The following is a 21,714-nucleotide window of genomic DNA, read 5'->3' as shown; positions in this document are numbered from 1 at the left end:
TCAATTCGAGGGATCAGGGACTGCAATCGAGGCGTAGGTCTCCAGCGGAATCTCCTGTTCACCGGATCCGAAAACCCAAGCGAAGTGAGCGCCATAATCGCTCATGAGGGTGAGCAGGCCAAGCCCCGAGCCCGAACCCGCGCCCGTGGCATTCGCTTCGATCCGCTTTATTAGCAGATCGCCAGGGTCTCCGGCGGTTATTTCTGAAAGCAGATGCTGAAATTGCTCGGCCGTGTCCCTGTCGACGTAATTGGAAACTTTTGTCCGAAAGCTGCTGGTCGAGATCGATGCCTCCACGACGATTTCGCCGGAGGTGCGAAACTTGACCGCATTCTCTATGAGTTCATTGGTCAGGTAGCCGACATTGTGGCGGACGTCCTTGTAGAGGTTGCGGGAGGATCTGTAGCGCAGGGCGACCAACTCGGCGACGAAGTCCGATGTCATCGCGCAATGTTTCCAGCCGAGATCGAGCGGCCCCTCAAAGAGACGGAGTCTCGTGACGTTTTCGCCCGTTCCGATCGCGAGGTCTTCCAATCCGTATAAGGTCGTCATCCGCTTACCTATGTCTCATAACTACCAGCGTGATATCGTCATGGATCTTCTGCGTGCCGATATGTGCCATCAGATCCTCGATAATGCCGGCTTTGACATCCTCGGCACTGCCCCCGTAGCGGCGACCTGCGCTCTCGCAGAGCCTTTCGATGCCGAAGAGTTCGCCGTTCCGGTTTTCCGCCTCAGTCACCCCGTCAGTATGGAGAATGATCATGTCGCCGTGACCGAAGGAGATGTCGCGCGTCGCAACGAAGGACGAGATGTCCGGTTCCAGTCCGATCGGCAGACCAAGGTCGAGCGTGTCGATCCGCTCGACCTTTCCAGGATCGCGGACCACGATCAGTTCCTCGTGCTGGCCGGAGAGCGTCATATGCGCTCCGTCATAGTCCAGGAAGGCGAGCGACAGATGCTTGTTGGTACTGGTCCTGACGAGGTTCTTGTAGATGGCGCGGTTCACACGATTGAGGAATTGCGAGGGATCCATCTCGCCCGCTTCCTGTAGCGCCCGCGCGACGGACTGGACCATCAGCATCAGCACGCCGCTCTCGAGGCCATGACCGGTTACGTCGCCGATCCCGATCTTCAGCCGCTTGCCGCTGCTCAACACGTCGTAATAGTCGCCGCCGACCTCGTCGGCCGGCCGCATATAGGCGGCGATCTCCAGATCGGAAATTGCATCGAGCTCGGTGGTTCGAGGCAAGACCATCATCTGGATGCGACGGGCAACGTCCAGCTCGGCGCCAAGGCGCAGATTTTCGCTGCGCAACTGCTCGTTCAAGCCGGATATCTGCAGGTTCGCCTCTTCGAGCTCCTTCGTCCGATCCTCGACCAATTGTTCCAGGTTCTCGGTATGGAAACTGATCTGCTCCGCCATGCGGTTGAAGGCCGCCCCCGCCTCGCCGACCTCGTCGCGCGTCGGGATGTCGACCCTAACGGAGTAGTCCTTGGCCTGAATACGCTTGGCCGCACCGGCAAGCGCGCTGATGCCGCCCGTTATCCGCTTGGATATGGCGAAGACGGCGGCGATGACGAAGCACAGGGACACAAGCAGCGCCAGGACCTGGTAGATGACGATCCTGTTCGTCGCCTGCGAAATTCCGGCCTGGGCCGCGAACAGCGAAGCGTAGATTTCCTGCTCGGGGACGATGATGCCGAGCATCATGGATTCGCGACGAACCGGCCCCGACGCCCAGAGGTTAGTCGGCTGCAATTGTTTCATTACGACCAGATAAGGCACCCTCTCGCCGCTCTCGTCGAGCAGGATATGTTTAAGCAGCCCGTCCTCGCCCAGCGGCAATTGCGCGATTTCCGGCTGCACGCTTCTGCGCAGTGAACGGTCGACACCGGTCACACCCTCGCTGCCGGCAGCGCTCGACGAGCGAAGACCGATGACCTTTTCCCCGACCGGGTTGATCGCGACGACGTTGCCGTCCGACATCGTCAGAAAACCGAAGCCGCTGTCGGCGACTTTGACGTTCTCGACGATCTCTGCCAACTGATCGAGCGTGATATCCGCTCCGGCGGCACCGGCCACCCGGCTGCGATCGCGCGACCACAGCGGCTGGAAGAAGCTGACGATGAGCTTGCCCGTGATCGCGTCCGTATAGGGAGCAGTCTGGGTGATATCGTTGGCCACCGGGCGCGACTTGGAATCGCGCGCCCATTGCTCCCAGGATTCGTAAAGCCCGGGAAAGAAGAATGACCAGAACTCCGCCGTATTGTGGCCCGGGTAAAGCCTGTCGAACGTCTGGGCCTGATCCGTGTAGGGCGCGGTCCGGAAGATCGGCCGTTCCTTCGGGCCTATATAGTACATTTGCAGCTTCGACTGGCCTGTTGCGAGGAGGCTCGGGGCGACCAGGTCGAGGACCGCGCTGTTTTCGATCTCCGTTTGCACCTCGGGAAGCGGCACATGGTTCGAATCGAGCAGATATCCCCAGACGCTGACGACCGACAGCGGGCCGGGCAGGTTCTGCGCCCATCCCCCATTCTTGTCGTAGGTAACGTTGACCGTTCCCGGCGCGCCGCGCGCCATCGCCTCGCCGATCTCGGACTTCCTCACCGGCCGGTCGATCTGTGCTTGGAGAACGCCGGCCAGCGTGCCGACGTCGGAGTGCACCTGGTTGAGAAGCAGGTTGACGCGGGCGGCCGTCGTTTCGGCATAGGAGCGGATGAAGTCCTGGCTGGCCTCCTCCAGACCGCGGCCGACTTCCGCCGCGGCATCACGGGAAAGCCTCTGCACATTCCAGAGCGCAAGGCCGCCGGTGACGAGCAGATCGAAGAGCACCGCACCGCCGACGACGAGAACGAATTTGGCGCGGAATGAGCGCAGGCCCAAACGAGAGGTCTTATCCCCAGCGGCGCTCATGAGGGTTTTCGTCCCGAGGCCGCCCAGATGGGCCAGCCGGCGTAGCCTTTGGGGTGGAGCGACGCGAAGATGTGGTCCCGGAAGCCCTGACGGAACCGCTCGATGAATTCGCGAGAGTCGCCGCGCTTCACGGCCATTTCGCCGGCATAGACGTTCTCCCAGGCGGTTATGATGTCGGCGAAGTCCTGCGGGTCTCCGTCGAGATTGGTCACCATGAAAGACTCGACGCGGATATCGTCGAAACCGGCATCGGCGAGGTAGCGCCGACTCTTCGGCCCGAGCTCGACATCCATTTCGAAATGGCTGAACAGCTTCTCGACCTCGTTATAGGTCCACTGAATACTCTTGGATCGCGGCTCCCCCAGACAGTGCGAGTTCTTCTCATTGGTTATGTATACCCGGCCACCGGGTTTGCAGATCCGGTAAAGCTCCTTCAGCAGCACGTCCGGCTGATTGAATATCTGCAGCGAATGACGGCAGGTCACGAAGTCGAACTGGTTGTCCTCGAGCAGCATCTCCGACGCGTCGCCGTAGGTGTACTCGATGTCGGTGATGCCGAAACCGGATGCCACGTCGCGCGCATAGGCAAGGCTCGCCTTCGAATGGTCGAGGGCGACGATGCGTGCCGGCTGGAACTCCTTGCGCACAAGCATGGCGAAATCGCCGATGCCGCAGCAGATGTCGGCCATCGAGATTCCCGGACGCATGCCATGGCGAGAAAGGATCGTGCGCTCGTGACGCCAGGTCATCTTGGTCTGCGTGCGCAGTATCGGGATGAAGCTCGTGTCCTCCACGAAGCTCTGGCCGGGGTAGAACTTGGAGTCATAGACCTCGACCGTCACCTGGGGTTCGATCTTGTTCAAGTGGCCGAACATGCGTTCGGTCCAGCCCACGACACTCGACGTGACGACCACGAAGCGCAGATCCGACCGCCTCCGGCATGTGTCGAGAAGGACGCGCGCAAAGGCCTGGAAGGCCGTGTTGTTCATCTGAACCAGGCGCTTCACATTGAAGTAGAGGATGCCGCGCACACCGTCGATCGCCTCTCTGAGCATCGAAATGCTTGCGGCGATCTCGTCGGCCGAACGCGGCCGGACCACGCCGGAAAGAGAAAACTCCTGGCTGTTCGGATCGAAGTCCGCCTTGAACGGCGTTGAAAGGGCTGCCGTGCTCAACTCACCATTCCTTCAAGTGGCAGGTCGACGACGAGGGTTATCGCCGGCGGGTCGTTCTCCTCCAGGTGAATCTCGGCATCGAAATTGATCGCCAGATCCAGAAGAACGGCCTCCCGGCTCGGTGCGAAATCGGTTGAAATCGCATCGAGATAGCGAGCGTAGGCGTTTCCCCTGCGGGTTTTCGATACCGCTTCGCGATAGAACTGCCGCTGGCCGGGCGGGCACGAGAAAGTGAGCCTCACTCGCTCGGTCGACCCCTGACGAAAGACGGCGCAGCCAATCTGGCCGTCCGGCGAAGCGCCGCGAAAGGACACCTCCAGGAGTTCGTTGAGCGCGGACGAGAAGAAATTCGAATGCCGGACGGGATCCGCCCGGTTGTGACTGATCATCCGTGCCATGAAGGTCGACAACTGGTCGCAATGCTGCCAGTCCGAAAGAAAGGTTCCCATTTCCATCTCGAATTGGAGCAGGGGTTCGAAGGGCGCTTCCGCTCGCTCTTGTTCGGCTACGGCCATGTCTCTCCTCCTTCGCATGCGAAACTCGACACGATGTTAATGGGCAAATGGAACGGCCGCCGTCCTGCCGAGAAATTCGCCGATCGCCTCTGCCGGCATCGGAAAGCCGAGATGGAATCCCTGCAAGCGGTCGCATCCCTCCTTCTGCAGCCACTCTGCCTGAGCCTTGGTCTCCACCCCTTCGGCGGTGACATGCATGCCGAGGCCATGAGCCAATCCGATGATGGAGCGCACGATCGTCTGGCTTTTCTCGTCCCTCTCGAGGTCCTTGATGAAGTACTGGTCGATCTTGATCGTATCGAACGGGAAATTCTTCAGGTAGCTCAGCGAGGAATAGTAGGTTCCGAAGTCGTCAAGAGAGATCTGGACGCCGAGAAGGTTCAGGGTATTGAGGGTGTCGAGATTGTTGATCGTTCGTTCCAGGAGTACCGATTCGGTGATCTCGAGTTCGAGCCGATCAGCCCGGATTCCGACGAGATCGAGGGTCTGGGCCACGCGATCCGTAAGGCCCTCCTGCAGGAATTCCGCCGGAGAGAGATTTACGGCGATCGTGTAGTGCGGCGGCCAAGTCATGGCCGCCCGGCAGGCCCGCTCCAGCAGCCATTGGCCGATTTCGCTCATCAGGCCGTCCGCTTCGGCCATGGGAATGAAAACGTTCGGCGGAATGTCGCCCACCAGGGGGTGACGCCACCGCAGAAGCGCTTCGAAGCCGACGATCGAGGAGGAGGTGGGCCTTGCGAACGGTTGGTACTCGATGAAGAACTGTCCCTCCTGAAGCGCGGTGCGCAGGCTTCGACGCAACATTTCCCGCTGTTCGAGCACGATCAGCATCGAGCGCGTGAAGGTCCTTGCCCGGCTGCGGCCATCCTTCTTTGCCGCGTAGAGCGCGATGTCCGCGGCCTTCATCAAGTGCTCGACCTCGTTCCCGTCGTTGGGCGCGACGGCTATGCCGACGCTCGCACCGACAAAGACGGTGATGCCGTCGACGATGAATGGTGCCCTGAAGGCGTTGACGAGCGCGTCGGCCAGACGCTCGGCCTCGCGTGGCTGATCCGATCGCCACTGGATGACGGCGAACTCGTCGCCCGCCAGCCGATACGCGACCTCCCGATCCCCGAGCACGCTCTTGATCCGTTCCGCCGCCATCTTGAGGACGATATCGCCGGCGCCGTGGCCGAGCGTGTCGTTGACCGGCTTGAAATCATCGAGATCGATTTGCATGAGGGCCAGCCGCGCGACCCCTGGCACGGGCAACGCGCTGCGCAATTGATCGCTGAATTGCCGCCGGTTCGGCAGCCCGGTCAGGACGTCGTGGGTCGCCTGGTGAAGGAGAAGTGCGCGGTCGCTTTCGCTCTGGCTCGACGTCTCGCGGCAGGTGGAACTCCGGTCCGATTCACTGACGCCGATGCCGCGGGCGCTGCGAAAGATGATGAGAGTGCGACGACTTCCGGTCGCAACATCGGCGATCTCGACGGTGCGCGGCAGTCCGCTTGCGGCGACGAATTCGACGGCGGACTTCGGACCGGGCGCCAGCAGCTCTGGATAGATGTGCCAGAGGGTCGTTTCGACAAGGGAATCGACAGCGTATGTTTTCCTGTGCGTCGCCGAGCAGTCGACGAGGTGGAAGCTCTCGTCATACAGAGAGACGAGCTCTTCCGTATCGGCGATAAAGCCACTCTCGGCGAGAGATGAAGCAGACATCGTGGCGTCCGCGTCCGGCATCCTGGTCCTCCATACGCTTCCCGTGTGCCTCGTCCGAGGGTCTCGGTCCTATCCAGCCTCCGTTCTATTCGGCCAGCGGCCCGTGGCTTTGACCCAGGTCAATATCGTCTCGACGCAGTTGTCCATTCACAAATTATCGCGGAAGGTGTCGCGGTCAATGCCGGTCGCGCACCGAGATATGGATATCCACTCTGCCGTTGCGGCGTATCGGCAACCGCGCAGGGACGATCACACACCCGCGTTTTCGTAAGACTCGCCGTCGAAACTGGCAATTTTGAGGGTTGTCCCCGGCTAACTCCCGACGGAAAGTTGAATCGATAGCCGGGCAAAGCAGACCGGCGCTCGCTCAGGTAGTAGGATCGCGCGAGGAACGCTTGTGTCAGCAGGAAGGAGACATCGTCCGAAATTGCGCCGCGGCCGCTTAGGCATGATGAGGGGGCCATCGGCATGATCCTCAATCATCGGCTCACACGTATCACCGTGGGCATCCTGCTCGTGGCGCTCGCAACTGTCGTGCTGCTGCCTGGATTGACGGGCTTTACCAGCCTTGATGGAACGGTCAACGCGCGCTTCGCCGTCATAAACGCGCCGATCGACGGTGAGATCACGAGGCCGGCGCCCAAGATCGGAACCCCGGTGACAGAGGGGGAAACACTCGCCATCATCAGCAATACGCGTGTCAACAGGGCAATTCTTGCGTCGCTGCGGGCCGATCACCGCACCGCCGTCGAGCGTGTCGCGGCACTGCGACAGGAGCGGAACGAACTCGTCCGATTCCGCGACGAATTGGCGGGTCGGCTCGACATCTTCCAGAACGCGACAGTCGCCAGTCTCGAACGCGAGCTCCGGATTCTGCAGAAACGAGTCGAGGTGTCGCGCGCGCAGGATGTCGTGGCAAAGGTCGATCTCGACCGTCGGCAGGAACTGGAGTCGAAGGGGATCTTCACCCGCAAGATGGTGGAAGCGGCGGAAGCAGCCGGTGCGGCCACCGGCGGCGAACTCGAGATCAGCAACTTGACCGTGGAATTGCTGCGGCAACGCCTCGACGCCGTGCGCCAGGGCATATTCGTCCTCGGCGACGGCCAGAACGATGTGCCCTATTCCCGCCAACGCCAGGACGAGGTGCTTGTACGCATCGGCGATCTCAATACGCGCATAGCCGAGAACGAGGCGAGGGCAAGCCAGGCCGCGCAGCAACTCGCCGAGGAGAAGAGGCGGGTTCGCAGTCTCGAATCGGCAACGATCCCCTCCCCATTCGATGGCGTCATCTGGAGCAGGAGCATCGTCAGCGGCTCCAATGTCGTCTTGAACAACGAGATGATGCGCATCCTCGATTGTCGTGAACTGTTCGTCGACATCCTCGTTCCGGAGGTCGACTACGACGAAATCTATCCCGGTCGCGAAGCGGAGGTCCGGCTCTTCGGACGCGCAGATGTCTTCAAGGGTCAGGTGCAAGCGGTCAAAGGTTCCTCCGCCGTCGTCGAAAAGGACTCGCTTGCCGCCGACGAGCCTGAAACCGACGAGCGCAATGCCCGGATTCGCATCCTGCTGCCGCCGTCCGCCCTCAGCAGCGACTTCGCCAATTTCTGCCAAGTGGGACGGACGGCGCAGGTGCGCATTTCCAAGCATAACCTCCGGCTCACGCAGTGGATCAAAGGCCTGTGGTTCAACCTCTTCTAGCGCTGGCGCCGACCTTGCTGGTCGTTGCCTTCTTTCTTCTCGGCCCTTTCAACTGGTCGCGCCACCGGACCTGGGCACGGGCAATCACCTGCGCCTTCGTCGCCGCCGTCGCCTTGCGCTACATGGTCTGGCGCTTCACCGAGACCGTCCTGCCCTATCCCAATGACGGCGCCAATTTCTATTGGGTGTGGATCGTCTTCATCGTCGAGATCCTCGCCTTCACCGAGGTTATGCTGTTTCTCATCCTGATGAGCCGCTATGTCGATCGCAGCGTCGAGGCCGACCGCCTCGGACAGTCCTTCTTCGCACGAAGGGACGGCGAGCTGCCGACCGTCGACGTTTTCATACCCACCTACAACGAGCCTCTCGACGTTCTCGAAAGAACGATCGTCGGGGCGCTGGCGCTCGACTATCCGAAGGACAAGCTCAAGGTCTATGTGCTCGACGATGGCCGGCGCGACTGGCTCAAGACTTTCTGCGAAGGGCGCGGCGCAATCCATGTGACGCGGACCGACAACGCGCATGCCAAGGCCGGCAATATGAACAATGGATTGCGCGTAAGCTCCGGCGACTTCATCGCCGTCTTCGATGCCGACTTCGTGCCCTATAGCAACTTTCTCAGGCGCACATTGCCCTTCTTCTCGGACGAGACGATCGGCATCGTGCAGACACCGCAACATTTCTTCAACGTCGATCCGGTACAGTCCAATCTCGGTCTCGAGAACATATGGCCCGACGAGCAGCGCCTGTTCTTCGACGAGATTGCGCCAAGCCGCGACGGCTGGAACGTGAGCTTCTGCTGCGGCTCCTGCTCAATCGCCCGCCGCAAGGCGGTCGACGCAATCGGCGGTTTCCCGACCGAGTCGATCACCGAAGACCTGTTGACCACGCTTTCGATGCTCAACAGGGGCTACAAGACCCGCTATCTCAACGAACGGGTGTCGATGGGTCTGGCCGCCGAGAACCTCACCGGCTATTTCGTTCAGCGCGAGCGCTGGTGTCAGGGCGGCATTCAAACGCTCTACCTGCACAATGGCCCCTTGCGCGGGCCGGGGCTCTCGCTCTTCCAGCGGATCATGTTCCTGCCGATGTCGTGGCTGGTTCAATATCTGGTCCGCTTCATCATCCTCCTCGTCCCGGTCGCCTACCTCTGGTTCGGCGCTCTACCGCTCTACTTTACCGATGTCGCCGACTACGTCTCGAACCAGGTGCCGGTCCTGGCGGCCTATTTCCTGCTGATGCTGTGGATCACGCCGACGCGCTACCTGCCGGTGGTCTCCAGCGCCGTCGGCACTTTTTCGACCTTCCGCATGCTGCCGACCGTTCTTTCGAGCTTGGTGCGGCCGTTCGGCAAGCCCTTCAAGGTGACGCCGAAGGGCAGCGGCAACGAGGAGCGCGCGTTTGACGCTTATACTTTCACCTGGATTGCCGGATTCATTATCGTCACGGCGCTCGGCCTCCTGATAAACATCGTCCCGGAAACCGCGCAGACAAACGGATCGTTTTCGGCGATCGCGGTGCTTTGGTCGGGGATCAACATAGTCGTGCTCGTCATCGCTTCGCTTATTTGTTTCGAGAAACCGCGGCGGTTGCTCCAGGCCTTCCGGCTCGACGAGGCGGTGGACGTCGACGGCACCGGCGGGCGCCTGGTAAGCCTTTCCCTGGACAAGGCGGTGGTTGCGGTTCCGACGCAGGCGCGGTTCAAATCGACTCGCGTCATCTTGAAGCTCGAAGGCTTCGCGCCCCTCGAAGCGGAGCTGAAGCAGGTGACCCAGAGGCGCGGGGACATCACCCGCTCGGGCGACGAGCGGCGATATTACCTTCACTTGCATTTCGATCTGCGCGGGTTCGAGCGGGACAGGATGATCATCAAGCTCTACACCGGACGCTATTCCCGAGACATTCCCGATATCGACAAGGTCGCCGTGTCCGTGAACCTGTTGCTGCGTGCTTTCGGGCGCACACGCACTGCATCCTAATCGGGAGCCGCGGGAGAGCGCCTCTTTCAGAGGGCGCAGGGAACAGCAGAAGGGGCAGCCCGCGTCGGCCGGTGTGATGATCAGGCGGCATTCCCGCAGCCCCGGGCCGACACCGCTTCACAAAGAAATGCACCGTGTATCGGCGACTTCCGCGTAATACCGCCACACTTGTTACTCCCACCGATCCCATTCCGGTGCGAAACTAGCTCACGACCAAAATGAGCAATGAGCTGCGAAAATTCGCCCAAACGAGGAGGTCTGAGCCATGCCTACATCAGCCGAGAGCGGACGGAAGGGCGGACAGCCTGTCATGCATACACCGCCGGTCGTATCGCCGCAGGAGTGGGAGGCCGCCCGAAACGAGCTGCTCGTGAAGGAAAAGGCCCTGACCCGCGCCCGTGACGCGTTGGCCGCCGAGCGGCGGCGAATGCCGTGGATGGCCGTGGAGAAGACCTATGCCTTCGAGGGACCTCAGGGCAAAGTGAGCCTCATCGATCTGTTCGAAGGTCGGCGCCAGTTGATCGTCTACCGCGCCTTCTTCGAGCCGGGCGTGTTCGGCTGGCCCGACCACGCCTGTCGAGGCTGCTCCATGGTGGCCGACCAGGTCGCCCATGTCGCGCATCTGAACGCCCGCGACACCACCCTCGTCTTCGTCTCGCGTGCACCTCAGGCGGACATCGCGCGGCTGAAGGCGCGGATGGGCTGGGAGATGCCGTGGTTTACCATCACGGACAGGTTCGACGCCGACTTCGGCGTGGACGAGTGGCACGGCACCAACGTGTTCTACCGCGACGGCGACCGCGTGTTCCGGACCTATTTCATCAACAACCGCGGCGATGAGCAAATGGGGAGCACCTGGAACTACCTGGACATCACGCCGCTCGGCCGGCAGGAGGTCTGGGAGGACTCTCCCGAGGGCTATCCTCAGACGCCAACCTACAAGTGGTGGAACTGGCACGACAGCTACGTCGCAGACGCAGCGCCCGACGAAAAGTGGGTCGAGGTGTCGGACGCCGGAGAGGCGGCGTTCCGGAACCAAAACCCGAGCACGAAAGGATGAGGCCGGCCTTCGGCGGATGCGACGGGCGGCGACAGCCGGTCTAAGGGGTCCGCGATCGGCCGCGCCAACAGGGCCGCGCATGGCACACACTCGCCCGCAGAACGAAATCGGGAACGCGGTGGCGTCGTTTGAGGCGAACCGAAGGCCGCTCACAGCGCTCCGGTCAGTTCGAGGGTCTGGTAGCCGGCCAAAAGCGTGATCAGGGATCCGACAAGCCGCAGGAGCATTTTCTCCCGTAATGTCTTGACCATCCAGCCAGCCAGTGGCGCTGCTAAAACGCCCCCGACGATCAGCCCGCCTACGGAGGTCAGATAATCGCGGAATTCGCCGGCTTCCACCCAGTGACCGGTCACGATCGTGGCGAGGAAGCTCAGCGACACTGAAAGGGCAATCAGGAACTCGCTCGCATTGACGGTGCCGATGACCAAACGCGGCTGGCCGCCCGCGCCGAGCAGACCGGTGGTGGCGACAGGACCCCAGCCGCCTCCGCCTGCCGCATCCAGGAATCCGGCGGTTGCGCCGAGCGGCGCTACGATCCTCAGTTTCACCGGGTTGGTGGGAATACGATAGAACGACCGATATAAGAGCCAGCTCCCGATGACGGCGAGATAGGCTGTCACGAACGGCTTTACCTGATCTCCGTCAAACGAGGTGACGACGAAGGCGCCGAGCATACTCCCGCAGACACCGAAGGGGATCAGCCGCCGGAACAGTTTCCAGTCGATGTTGCGATGATAAAGATGAGCCGATCCAGAAGCGGCGGTGGTGAACAGTTCCGCAGCATGAGCGGATGCCGATGCTTGCGCCGGTGGCACGCCGAAGGCGAGGAGCACCGTCGAGGAGATCACGCCGTAGGCCATCCCAAGAGCACCGTCGACCGCCTGGGCCAGAAACCCGACTGCCGCGAACAGTAGAAATTCTTCCATGAGAGGCTCCGCTTATGAATCGTTTGGCCTACAGCGCCGTGCGTCTTTTCAGACGCACAAAGGACGCTGTAGCACTTTGAATTGCTGCATGTTTTTGTCCTTAAATCGGGTACGATTTAAGGAAACATGCAGTAGCGCATAACGAAGCCTCACATGTGCAATGGCACACGGAGGCTTCTTCGCTCGACCAAGTTGCGGTCGCGATGCTCTTGGCACGCAAGAAAACGGACCATGCGTCGGGCTTGTTCCGCGAGTGCGGCTCGATAGAAGCGTGCTCCCTCCAGAATGCACGTTAATCGTATGATCTATCCCGGTGGTCTCGGGCTTCATTGAACGCTACTGCATGTTTCCTTAAATCGTACCCGATTTAAGGACAAAAACATGCAGCCATTCAAAGTGCTACAGCGTCCTTTGTGCGTCCGAAAAGACGCACGGCGCTGTAGCCGCTCAAGGTGCGGAGCCGCCGCATCCGCGAATACATGGGCATACAAAAGCCTCGCCCGGCCGACACATCGCCAATACATGCCTGCGCTGAAATCACGACGGCTTCGAGACGAAGGCTCGACCAAGTCATGAAAGGATGACCCTATGAAAAACACTCGGATCATGGCCGCTGCGTTGCTGATCGTCGGCAGCGGATTGATGCTGGCCGCAGCGCAGGCTCAGCAACCGGGGCTCCGGCGCACCGATCTCCTGCAGCACGATCTCAGCGTGCCTGCGCGCGAGGTCGACCAGGTGCGCGTCGACTTCGACCCGGGCGCCGTCTCCATCAAGCACTCCCATCCGGGCGAAGAGGTCGCCTATGTCCTCGAAGGCTCGCTCGAGTATCAGCTCGAGGGTAGATCGCCGGTCACGCTTCATGCCGGCGAAACCTTGTTCATTCCGGCCGGAGTGGCCCATGTGGCAAAGAACGTCGGCAACGGCAACGCATCGGAGCTCGCGACGTATATCGTCGAAAAAGGGTTGCCGCTCGTCGTTCCGGTCGAGTGAACCTTTCCCGCGTTGGTCCTGATCGGCTCACATTGCATGCCAATAGGCCGCGACTGACTGCTCGTCTTTCGCAAGCCTTCGATCGCGAAGGATCGCACGAACTTTTCTTGCCGCCTTTGCTTCGCAGGCTACCCACGCAAATCGCTTCCGCGAAGCATCCGGAATGTCTGCGGTGGCGATCGCCTGCACGAGGTCACCCCGACAGTCGCCACCGCTCGCGTTCCGGTACAGCCATTTGACCTCGACTGCCGCCGGGCTCGTGAAGGGTATTACGTCCGCCGAAGTCGCAACCTCGATGATCACCGTTGCAGTCGTGGTTTCGTCGAGCGATTCCAGAATGCGGGAAATCGCCGGCAGAGCAGTCTCGTCTCCGGCAAGAAGATACCATTGCGCCTCGACGAGGCCGCCACCGCTCGGGCCTGCGGCTCCGATCACGTCACCGCGTTTCGCGCGCCTTGCCCAACAGCAACCGGGGCCTTCCGCATCGTGCATGAGGAAATCGATGGCGATTGTGCTGCTTGCCGCGTCGACGGAGCGGATCGTGTAGGCGCGCCAGATGGGCCTGATGTCGGACCGTGGCGCCCCTTGTCGGCCCTGCTGCCACGCATGTTGTTCGGCGATCTCCCGGAGATTGAAGAGGAGCCGCAAATGCATGTCGCGCGATGTGGCGAAAAGGCCCGCGTCCGCTACACGAAAGCTCACTCGCCTCAAGCGCGGCGTGATATCTGCGACACTGTCGACCGTGAGGATGGAGAAGCTCGGCGGCAACTGGCGTTGAAGACCGCTCTCGCTCCACTCGATCCGAATTGTTCGAGCGTCGGGACCATCCGTGACGGCGCCCTCGAGCCACACTTTGACGAAATAGAGGGCCTCGAGGTCGGCGGCGGAAACATCCGCTTCAACGCCGCATTCCGTCAGCCTCAATGTTCCCGACACTGCCGCGAGTTCGACGAACAAGCTGCCGCCCGAGAGGCGGGTATCGACGTCATGCTCGAGCAAGTGTTCGTGCAGGTGCTCGAAGAGGCGCTCGGGCTTCTCCGCTATGATTTTCGCCTGCAGACCGTAAGGAAACCCCCTCATGAGTCCCTCCCGTCCTGAGCGGCGGTCGGGTGCCATAGCCGGTTCGTAAAGAAGTGCTGTCTGGAGATCGACATGATCGCCGCCCGTTTTGTCGGCAGGTCGACGCTTCTTATGTGAGCGAATCCCGAGCGTTGCAGGTTTCGGAGCTGGCGGTGATGCTTCGCGCTCGGTTCCTGCACGATCCGCTCGGTTCGCGGGTCGTCGAGGAACATCAGATGCAGAAGAGAAGGCAGCCAGGCCGTGAACCAGGGCTTTCCGCGAAAGGACTCCTCTCCGACGATGACGTGGCAGCCGCGATCGTAGTCGCCGGCACTGCAGAAAGGCCCGATCAGATCTTCCTTCGCCCAGTAAATCTCGAAATACGAGAAGGGCCGTTCGTCGAAGCGGCCGATGAGAGGAATGATATGCGGATCGGCGAACATGCGCTCCAGATACCGCCGGTGGTCGGTTTCGCTTCCTGCCTCGTTCCAGAATTCGTCCACCCTCGGATCGTTCATCCAGCGATGAACGTCAGGCAGGTCGTCGAGGGTTGCGATATGGAACGACAGCGTGCCGGAGAGCCATGGTATGAACCTGGCATAGACACATCCGGCCGGCTTCGGCGGCCGCAGAGGGTGTTCGGCCTTTCCGTCGAAGACGTCGCGTCGGGGGAAGGCGAATGAGGGCGAGCCCGTCCAGATCTCAGGCATCTGCCAGAACATCTCGGCAAACACCGATCGCGGCACAACGGCGCTCTCGACCACAAGGCCGCGCTCATTCAATCCTGGCAGCAGGGGCTGCCAGCCGTCCCCCTCGAGTGAGACGGAGACCATTTCCCGTTTCGTGGCGAACAGATATTCGAAAACGGCCGAGGCGAGCCGCAAGTCATCGACGACGCCGCCACGGAGGTCCGCAACGGTCAGCGCCCCGTCCCTGAGCTTAAAGATCGCGCGATCGTTGCTGGCCGCCGTGACCGACAAGGTGGACCCCGCCTCCGACACCTCCACCGGCCCGCACGCGTGGAGCTGGAGGGATCGGAACCCGCCGCCGCGAATGTGAGCCTCGCGGCTCTCGCCCGGCGGCGAATTGCGCTCTCCTTGATGGGCCTGGTCCATCAGAAGACTTTCGTCAGCGAGACTGCGAATGTACGTCCGCGGCCCTTGTAGTCGAATATGGATTCGTCGGCCAAAGCGCCATAAAGAGCCTTGGCGCGCGAGCCCCAGACCGTGGTGTAGTCGGTGTCGAAGACGTTATGGATGCCGAAATTCAAAGTGGTGTCCGTGTTCTCGAAAGTGTAGCCGCCGGTCAAATCGAAGAGCGTGTAGTCATCGATCGTGAAGCCATCGGCATCGGTGAGCTCGAAGACGTGCTGGCCGGCGAATTTCAGGCTGAGGGAGTCGTTGGTCCAGCCGACATAACCGCCGAGCTTCGAGACGCTCGCGCTGCCGACGGAGTCCTTTTCCCAGCCGTCGTCGCCTTTGACCTCCGTTCTCACCCAATGGCCCAGCATTCCCACGTCGAAACCGTGGTCGAGCTTTACGCCCGCCTTTCCTTCAACGCCGTAGACGCGTCTCTCCTGATCGACGACCTCGACCGCAAGGGTCGAGCGATTGAGATTGATGGAGCGGTCGGAGAACGAGTAGTAAGCCGCGGTTTCGAGATTGTAGGTGCCGTCGTCAAGACGATAGCCGATTTCGAACGAGTTGGTCTTGATCGCTTCCAGCGCCGAATCGCCGACATTCACGCTGTTGAGCAGCGTGTAATGTCCGCCCGATAGCGAATAGACGCCAACGCCGTAGTACCTGGCGGGATCCGGCAGTTCGAAGCCCTGGCTGAAGTTGGCGTAAACCTGCTGCGTATTGGTCAGCTGGTAGGTCGCGCCGGCACTGAACAGGGCGGCATCATAGTCGACTTCGCCGCCCGGTATGGCATCGGCGGATGTCGCACGTCCCTGAAGGATGGCGATCTGCTGCGCCGCACCGACGAAATCGGACACCTCGGTCTTGACGAATTGGTAGCGGACGCCGCCGTTCAGCGTAAGCTTGTCGGTCGCGTCGTAGCTGGCCTCCGCAAACCCGGCAACGGTCGTAACATCGATATCCGGATAGAGACCGGTGATGCCGATCGTGTTGAAATCCAGACCCCCGCTGCTTGCGGCCGTCCCAAGGTCGAAGATGTTCTGACGCGACTTGAACGAATCCCGATCGGCATCGATGCCATAGGTGATCTTCAACTGGTCGGTGGGTTCAGCGATCAGCGCGGCCCTGATGCTGTAATAGTCGGTGTCTTGCGAACTACCGAAGAAATAAAGGCCGGTATCGTTCGTAACATTAGGGAAGGGATGGAAACGGATTTTCTCGTTTCTGTAAGCGCCTTGCAGCAACAGTTGCTGCCCGAAAACGTCGTCATCGGTGTAGGTGACGTTGAACATCGAACGGCGCGTTTGAGGATTGAAGTCGGACTCGTATCCCTCACGCGTTTCGAACAAGCTGGGATTGCCGAGCAGCGCTCCAAGGCCAGGCCCGTAATAAAGCCCGTAATCCGACTCCTGCTTGCTGTCGAAATATTGCCCGGAGAATTCGAGCCGGCGGCCCTCGTCGATCTGGTAACCGATCGACCCCATCACGTCGATGCGCTCGTTGAAGGCCGTGGAGGTCTGCGTGATGTCGGGGATCAGGATCGTGCCGCTGCCGTCGTAAAAGGCGCCGGTCTTGTTGCCGGCGATCGAGAGGCGGGCATCCCAATTGTCGCTATTATAGGTGACGGCGCCCGCCGCGTTGCGGTCGAAATCCTGGCTGCCGGCAAAGCCGCTGCCCATGCCGCCGGTCACTTCCGCATGAAGCCCCTGCTCTGCGTCCTTTCCCTTCTTGGTGATGATGTTGATGATGCCGCCGGTGGCGTTTCCGCCATAGATCGCGGTCGCCCCGGACAGCACCTCTACCCGCTCGATATTGAAGGGATCGATGGCATCGAACTGGCGGCTCAGCGAACGCGCCGAATTCATCGAGACGCCGTCGATGAGGATCAGCGGCGGCCGGCCGCGCAGATTCTGCCCGAAGGATGTGCGCGCGCCCTCGCTCGCGGGATCGAAGCTTGGGACCTTGTCGCCGAGAATCTGCTGCAGCGTCTTGCCGGAGCGGGCCTCCGCCTGGATCTCATCCGAATCGACGACGTAGATGGTGCGGGCGATTTCCGATATCTGCTGGGGCGATCGGCCGCCGGTTACGACGATCTCTTCCAGGTTTGTCGCAGCCTCGGCCTGATCGGTTCCCTCCTGGGCAAGCGCACTCGTACCAACCGCCACTGCTACGGCGAAGACGTAAAGGCCAACGCCGCCATTCTCATTCTTACCCATAACGCCCCCTGCGCGCAGAAAATTGCCGCCGCGGACAGCGGGCAATCCGCAAATACAAGACTATTTAAGTCATGTTTTATGGGCTATGGGTGTTCGCCGCTTGGATAATGGCGAACCTCATTTGGACGGATGCGAACGTCAACAGGAAAGGCTGGCCACGACATGGAGATAATCCGACCCCTGAAATTCGGCACGCTTTCTCTGCCGGATCACGAAAGCAGACTCGTTTGCAGGAGCATTCTCCTGGACATGCTCGGAGAGGCGACGATCGCCACGGACGAGGGCGATCTGGCCGGTTTGACCGGATTGTTCTGGCGATATGTGTCTCTTTCGCTGGCAACGGTCTACTTCCCGAAAAAGCCGCTTCGCCTGGCGGCAAACGGCGTGAGTGATGCCGGCATCGTGATCATGCGCGCAATGGACGGTCCGCTTGTCGTGCATCATCGCCGCAAGCAGGTGAAGACGCCTCGCGGAGACGTGATCTTTCTTCCCGCCGAGGCGTCGTCCGAAATCACCCTGCCGGAAGGCGGTCGTTTCGATTGCGCGCACCTTCCCGCCTATGCAGTTGCCGCGGTGCGCGGCGCTTTGAAGCCGGTGATGATGCAACCGCTCGCGGCGGATTGCCTGCCGCTGCAACTGCTGACGAACTATGCCGGCTATCTGCTAAGACAGGAATATCAGAGCGAGGAGCACGCGGGCATGATGGTCGCCCATTTCTACGATCTTCTGCCGGTGCTTGCCGAGCATGTCGGCAATATGGGGCCGCGAGACGCGCCGCAGAACCGCATGGCCTCGATCAAGAGGTTGATCGAGCAGAATCTCGCAAACGGCTCCTTCTCGATCACCGACGTGGCGCAGGCCGAGGGCATCACACCCAGAGCAATCCAGAAGTTCTTCAGCCGGGAGGGAGCGACTTTCTCTCGCTATCTGCTCGGCCGGCGGCTGGCGCTTGCGAAGGACCTCATCCTGGCGGAAGGCAACTCCACCTCGATCAGCCAGATCGCCTACAATGTCGGCTTCAACGATCTTTCGTACTTCAACCGCACTTTCAGGAGCCGCTATGGCGTACGCCCCTCCGACCTGCGCCGGCTCGCCGCCATGGCAGCCTGAAAAGTGCCGGCTCCAAATGCAAAGGGCCGCCCAGACGGCAGCCCTTCCTATTCTTCGCAGTTTGAACGCAGCTATGCCGCGTTGCTGCGCTTCTCGAAGGCGACCAGTGGATTGTCCACCATACCCTGGAAGTCCGGGACCGGGCGCTCGTCGTCATCGGCATAGCCATGCGTGAACAAGCGAACCCGATTCAGGCAAAGGCGCGGATATTCGTCGCCGAAGAGATCGAAGATCGCGAAACGGGATTCCATCTCGGGGAAGCGTCTTTGATACCTGAGCACCGCGTCGCGCACCAAGGCCCAAAAAGCGGCTTCGGAGAGGCCGGAGCGCCGATCGAGCAGGACCGACATGTAGCGGAAGACGCAAATGAAGAGCGTCGTTTGGATGAAGTGGATCAGGAAGTCGGCGGGCAGGCACAGGAGGACGGCCCGAACCTTCTCCGGCATGCTGGCGGTTTCGGGAAATTCCTGGTCGCAGACGATGACGTCGTCGATGAAGTCGCGCAGCGCCAGGCGTTCCGGGCGGCCATCCTTCAGAATGAGCGTCGCATTCTGGCCGTGCGCCGAAAAAGCCAGGCCGTGCTTCGCAAGCAGGTGGAAAACCGGGGGGATGACGACATCGAAGAAGCGCGCCATCCATTCCGATACGGTAATGCCTGCTTTCTCCGCCAGTGCCTGTATGACCGGCTTGCCATCCGTGCCGGCATGCAGGAGGGCGGCAAGCGGCATGCCCCTCTCGCCAGGCCTCAGATGTGCGGCCAGGCTGTCGCGCCACAGGCAGCCGAGCATCTCGTTGAACTGATAGGGCGCGCCTTCGATCCGGGAGAATTGTGGATGCACATAGTGCATGCCCGCCCGTTCGCCGAGCAGGACGAGGCCGCACTCCTCCGACAGGAAACGATCCCTGACCAGCAGCTCGTCGAGCCACGTCGTCAGCGGCGCCGCCGTCAACGCGCGCTTTCCGGGAATGCCTCGGTAGACGGCCGTATTCAGGATGGTCATGCACAGTTTCAACGTCGATTTCTCCGGATGGGAGATGTTCGACAAAGTCCGCACGGATTGCTGCGGCAGGTAGAGATCGTCTCCCTTGCCGAGCAGCATTATATGTCCGGAGGCGATGTCGGCGGCGAAATGCGGCACGATCATGTGGTCCCACTGCCAGGGATGGACCGGCATCATGTAGTGCGTTTCGGTGGAGCCCCCATGCGCGGCGAGTTCGGCGCAGAACGCATTGTAGCGCGACACGCCGACAGCCTCGCGGACAAGCCCCTCGTTCGTGAGCGTAGGTTCTGCGACGAAAGAGGCGTGATCCTTGTTCACACCGAGCCAAAGCACCTCCGTCGGCGTCTGGTTTTCCGGCGTAAAGGCGAGATAGTCGGAATAGCCGAGCCCGATCCGACCTTTGCTGACGGTGACCCAGGGGTGGCCCGTGGTCTCGCCTTCCATGCGAATGTCGTCCAACTCCGCAAGCTCCGCACCGGTCTTCGATGCCCGGGCGGCGATATGCGCATCTGCGACGAGCGTATTGCCGAGCTCCTTGATGAAATGCGCGACCGTCATCGGCTTGACGCCGATCTCCGGCAGCACCTCCGCGCAGAAGGCAAGCGGGTCGTGGATGAGGACGTCGCTGCCGCCCTCTCTCTTGACGATGCTCGCAGGATCGACCGAGAGGTTGTCGAAGACATAGCGCTTGGCTCTGAAGCGATACCGAACCTCGCCGATATCGAAACGGTAGTGTCCCGGTTTTTCCTCTTCGACGCCGAATACGCGTTCGTAGGCGAACTCCTCGATGACCTTGGCCAAAAGCCGTCCGGAGACCTGCTGCCAGAGTTCCTTGGAAAAGGCGCCGGGAAGAAGGGGATCATGACGCATGGGCATAGAAATCTCCTGAAATCGAGGACGGGCCGGTCTGGTGGGAAGGCAGGCCGAAGTTCTGGAAGGACGCCGGCGCGCTCACCCGGTAGTGCTCGCGGCCGAGAAGCTGGTTGACGATGACGGCGTTGCGGAAGGCGCCGAGGCCGAGATCGGGCGCGCCGACGCCGTGATGGAAGGTTTCGGCGTTCTGCACGAAGACATTGCCCGTGCCGCCATCGCTGCGGCGCGCGCGGAAGTCCTCGCCGACGATCAGGTCGCCCCGATCGCAGGTTTCGAGAACGCCGCCCTTGAGCCTGTCCAGCCATTCCGGCCAGGCGTGCCGGTAGCCGGTCGCGGCAACGATCGCGTCCGTCTCCACGGTCGCCTTCTCGTCGAGATGGTTGTGGGCGATGCGGATGCGCAATGCTCCCGACGATCCTGCGCCCTCCAGCGTCTCGACCTCGCAATTGGAAAAGAGCGAGAGGCCGGGGTCGCGTCCGCCGACCGAGCGTTCGTACATGAGATCGAAGATCTCGCCGATGGTCGAAAAGCTGATGCCTTTGTAGAGCAGGCCCTGGTTCGCGACGATCTCGCGGCGCCTGCCCGACGCGATCTGATGGAAATGGCGCATGTAGTCGGGCGTGAAATATTCGAGCCCGAGCTTGGAGTATTCCATCGGGAAGAAGCCCGCCGAGCGGGTAATCCACTGGATCGAGGCGCCGGCGGCGACCATGTCGGGCGTGAGCTCGTTGTAGAGCGCAAGCACGCACTCGGCGGCGCTTTGCCCGGAGCCGATGACGGTGACGCGGCGCCGTTTCGCAAGCTCGATCCGCCGTTTTCCGAACTCGCTGGAATGGAACAGCGGGGCTGTTGTCTTGATCCGCGCCCATTGCGGCAGGAGGGGAGCCGTACCCACGCCGATCGCGATGTTGCGGCTTCGATAGTGCTGCTTTCCGCCCGAGGCGGTGCGGCTTTCGACGACGAAGCTATCGGACGCCGCATCGTGCGTCACGTCGACCACGTCCTCGCCGAAGCGGCAGGAGGCAAGCTCATGCGAAGCCCAACGGCAGTAGTGGTCGTATTCCTGCCGCGGGATCATGAAGTTCTCGTAGAAATAGAACTTGTACAGGCGATCGTGCACGGCAAGATAATTGAGGAAGCTCAAACGATGGGTCGGGTCCGCCATGGTCACGAGGTCGGCCATGAAAGGGACCTGCAGCGTCGTTCCGGGAAGGATGAGCCCCTCGTGCCAGCGAAATGCGGGCTTGCGCTCGAGGAAGACGCTCGAGAGGTTTTCGTGGGAGGAGAGAAGAGCCGCAAGGCCGAGATTGAACGGCCCGATGCCGATCCCCGCCAGATCGAAATCCGTCATG

General features: G+C 61.2%; 16 protein-coding genes. 5 read left to right on the top strand and 11 right to left on the bottom strand.

Annotated features, from left to right (window positions below):
* From M728_RS24710 to M728_RS24690, 5 genes are read right to left on the bottom strand one after another with little or no spacing between them, the layout of a single operon-like run.
* On the bottom strand, positions 1-552 hold the full coding sequence (locus tag M728_RS24710) for an ATP-binding protein (RefSeq protein ID WP_026615759.1): 552 nt from the start codon (positions 550-552) through the stop codon (positions 1-3).
* 4 nt (positions 553-556) lie between these two features.
* Positions 557-2,917 carry a SpoIIE family protein phosphatase gene (locus M728_RS24705; protein WP_026621935.1) on the bottom strand — a complete coding sequence of 787 codons (2,361 nt, stop codon included), beginning with the start codon at positions 2,915-2,917 and terminating at the stop codon, positions 557-559.
* Positions 2,914-4,092, bottom strand: coding sequence for a class I SAM-dependent methyltransferase (locus M728_RS24700; RefSeq protein ID WP_026621934.1), 1,179 nt, complete (start codon positions 4,090-4,092; stop codon positions 2,914-2,916). Before M728_RS24700 ends, M728_RS24705 begins: the two co-directional genes overlap by 4 nt.
* The gene (locus M728_RS24695; protein WP_026621933.1) at positions 4,089-4,607 is read right to left on the bottom strand and encodes a hypothetical protein; all 519 of its coding nucleotides are present in this window, start codon (positions 4,605-4,607) and stop codon (positions 4,089-4,091) included. Before M728_RS24695 ends, M728_RS24700 begins: the two co-directional genes overlap by 4 nt.
* Before the next feature lie 36 nt (positions 4,608-4,643).
* Positions 4,644-6,329, bottom strand: coding sequence for a bifunctional diguanylate cyclase/phosphodiesterase (locus M728_RS24690; RefSeq protein ID WP_026621932.1), 1,686 nt, complete (start codon positions 6,327-6,329; stop codon positions 4,644-4,646).
* Between the two features lie 447 nt (positions 6,330-6,776).
* Here M728_RS24690 and M728_RS24685 point away from each other — a divergent pair, with 447 nt between their 5' ends.
* From M728_RS24685 to M728_RS24675, 3 genes are all read left to right on the top strand, one after another.
* Positions 6,777-8,009, top strand: coding sequence for an HlyD family secretion protein (locus M728_RS24685; RefSeq protein ID WP_026621931.1), 1,233 nt, complete (start codon positions 6,777-6,779; stop codon positions 8,007-8,009).
* A complete protein-coding gene (locus tag M728_RS24680) occupies positions 7,991-9,988 on the top strand; it encodes a glycosyltransferase (protein WP_026621930.1) in 1,998 nt (665 codons plus the stop codon). The genes M728_RS24685 and M728_RS24680 overlap by 19 nt, the downstream gene beginning before the upstream one ends.
* Positions 9,989-10,253: 265 nt before the next feature.
* Positions 10,254-11,048, top strand: coding sequence for a thioredoxin family protein (locus M728_RS24675; RefSeq protein ID WP_051440970.1), 795 nt, complete (start codon positions 10,254-10,256; stop codon positions 11,046-11,048).
* A gap of 149 nt (positions 11,049-11,197) precedes the next feature.
* Here M728_RS24675 and M728_RS24670 read toward each other — a convergent pair whose 3' ends face one another.
* Positions 11,198-11,974, bottom strand: coding sequence for a sulfite exporter TauE/SafE family protein (locus tag M728_RS24670; protein WP_026621928.1), 777 nt, complete (start codon positions 11,972-11,974; stop codon positions 11,198-11,200).
* Between the two features lie 588 nt (positions 11,975-12,562).
* Between M728_RS24670 and M728_RS24665 the strand changes: the two genes are divergently transcribed.
* Positions 12,563-12,964, top strand: a complete 402-nt coding sequence (locus M728_RS24665) for a cupin domain-containing protein (RefSeq protein ID WP_026621246.1) — start codon at positions 12,563-12,565, stop codon at positions 12,962-12,964.
* A 27-nt stretch (positions 12,965-12,991) separates the two neighbouring features.
* Here the strand turns inward: M728_RS24665 and M728_RS24660 are convergent, their stop codons facing one another.
* The 3 genes from M728_RS24660 to M728_RS24650 are packed head-to-tail and all read right to left on the bottom strand — an operon-like array spanning position 12,992 to position 17,378.
* Positions 12,992-14,044, bottom strand: a complete 1,053-nt coding sequence (locus tag M728_RS24660) for a siderophore-interacting protein (RefSeq protein WP_051440920.1) — start codon at positions 14,042-14,044, stop codon at positions 12,992-12,994.
* The gene (locus M728_RS24655; protein WP_026621245.1) at positions 14,041-15,138 is read right to left on the bottom strand and encodes a GNAT family N-acetyltransferase; all 1,098 of its coding nucleotides are present in this window, start codon (positions 15,136-15,138) and stop codon (positions 14,041-14,043) included. The genes M728_RS24660 and M728_RS24655 overlap by 4 nt, the downstream gene beginning before the upstream one ends.
* Positions 15,138-17,378 carry a TonB-dependent receptor gene (locus tag M728_RS24650; RefSeq protein WP_026621244.1) on the bottom strand — a complete coding sequence of 747 codons (2,241 nt, stop codon included), beginning with the start codon at positions 17,376-17,378 and terminating at the stop codon, positions 15,138-15,140. The genes M728_RS24655 and M728_RS24650 overlap by 1 nt, the downstream gene beginning before the upstream one ends.
* A 162-nt stretch (positions 17,379-17,540) precedes the next feature.
* Here M728_RS24650 and M728_RS24645 point away from each other — a divergent pair, with 162 nt between their 5' ends.
* Positions 17,541-18,488 carry an AraC family transcriptional regulator gene (locus tag M728_RS24645; RefSeq protein WP_026621243.1) on the top strand — a complete coding sequence of 316 codons (948 nt, stop codon included), beginning with the start codon at positions 17,541-17,543 and terminating at the stop codon, positions 18,486-18,488.
* Between the two features lie 71 nt (positions 18,489-18,559).
* On the opposite strand, the gene M728_RS24640 is transcribed toward M728_RS24645, so the two are convergent.
* Both M728_RS24640 and basC read right to left on the bottom strand, forming a co-directional pair.
* Positions 18,560-20,365: an IucA/IucC family siderophore biosynthesis protein gene (locus M728_RS24640; RefSeq protein WP_026621242.1), complete on the bottom strand. Its 1,806-nt coding sequence runs from the start codon at positions 20,363-20,365 to the stop codon at positions 18,560-18,562.
* On the bottom strand, positions 20,349-21,713 hold the full coding sequence (gene basC, locus M728_RS24635) for a putative histamine N-monooxygenase (protein WP_026621241.1): 1,365 nt from the start codon (positions 21,711-21,713) through the stop codon (positions 20,349-20,351). Before basC ends, M728_RS24640 begins: the two co-directional genes overlap by 17 nt.
* Between the last annotated feature and the right edge of the window lies 1 nt (position 21,714).

This window comes from Ensifer sp. WSM1721 (assembly GCF_000513895.2).
Lineage (GTDB): Bacteria > Pseudomonadota > Alphaproteobacteria > Rhizobiales > Rhizobiaceae > Sinorhizobium.
Note: the sequence above shows the minus strand (reverse complement) of the source record. Positions and strands in the feature narration are given on the sequence as shown.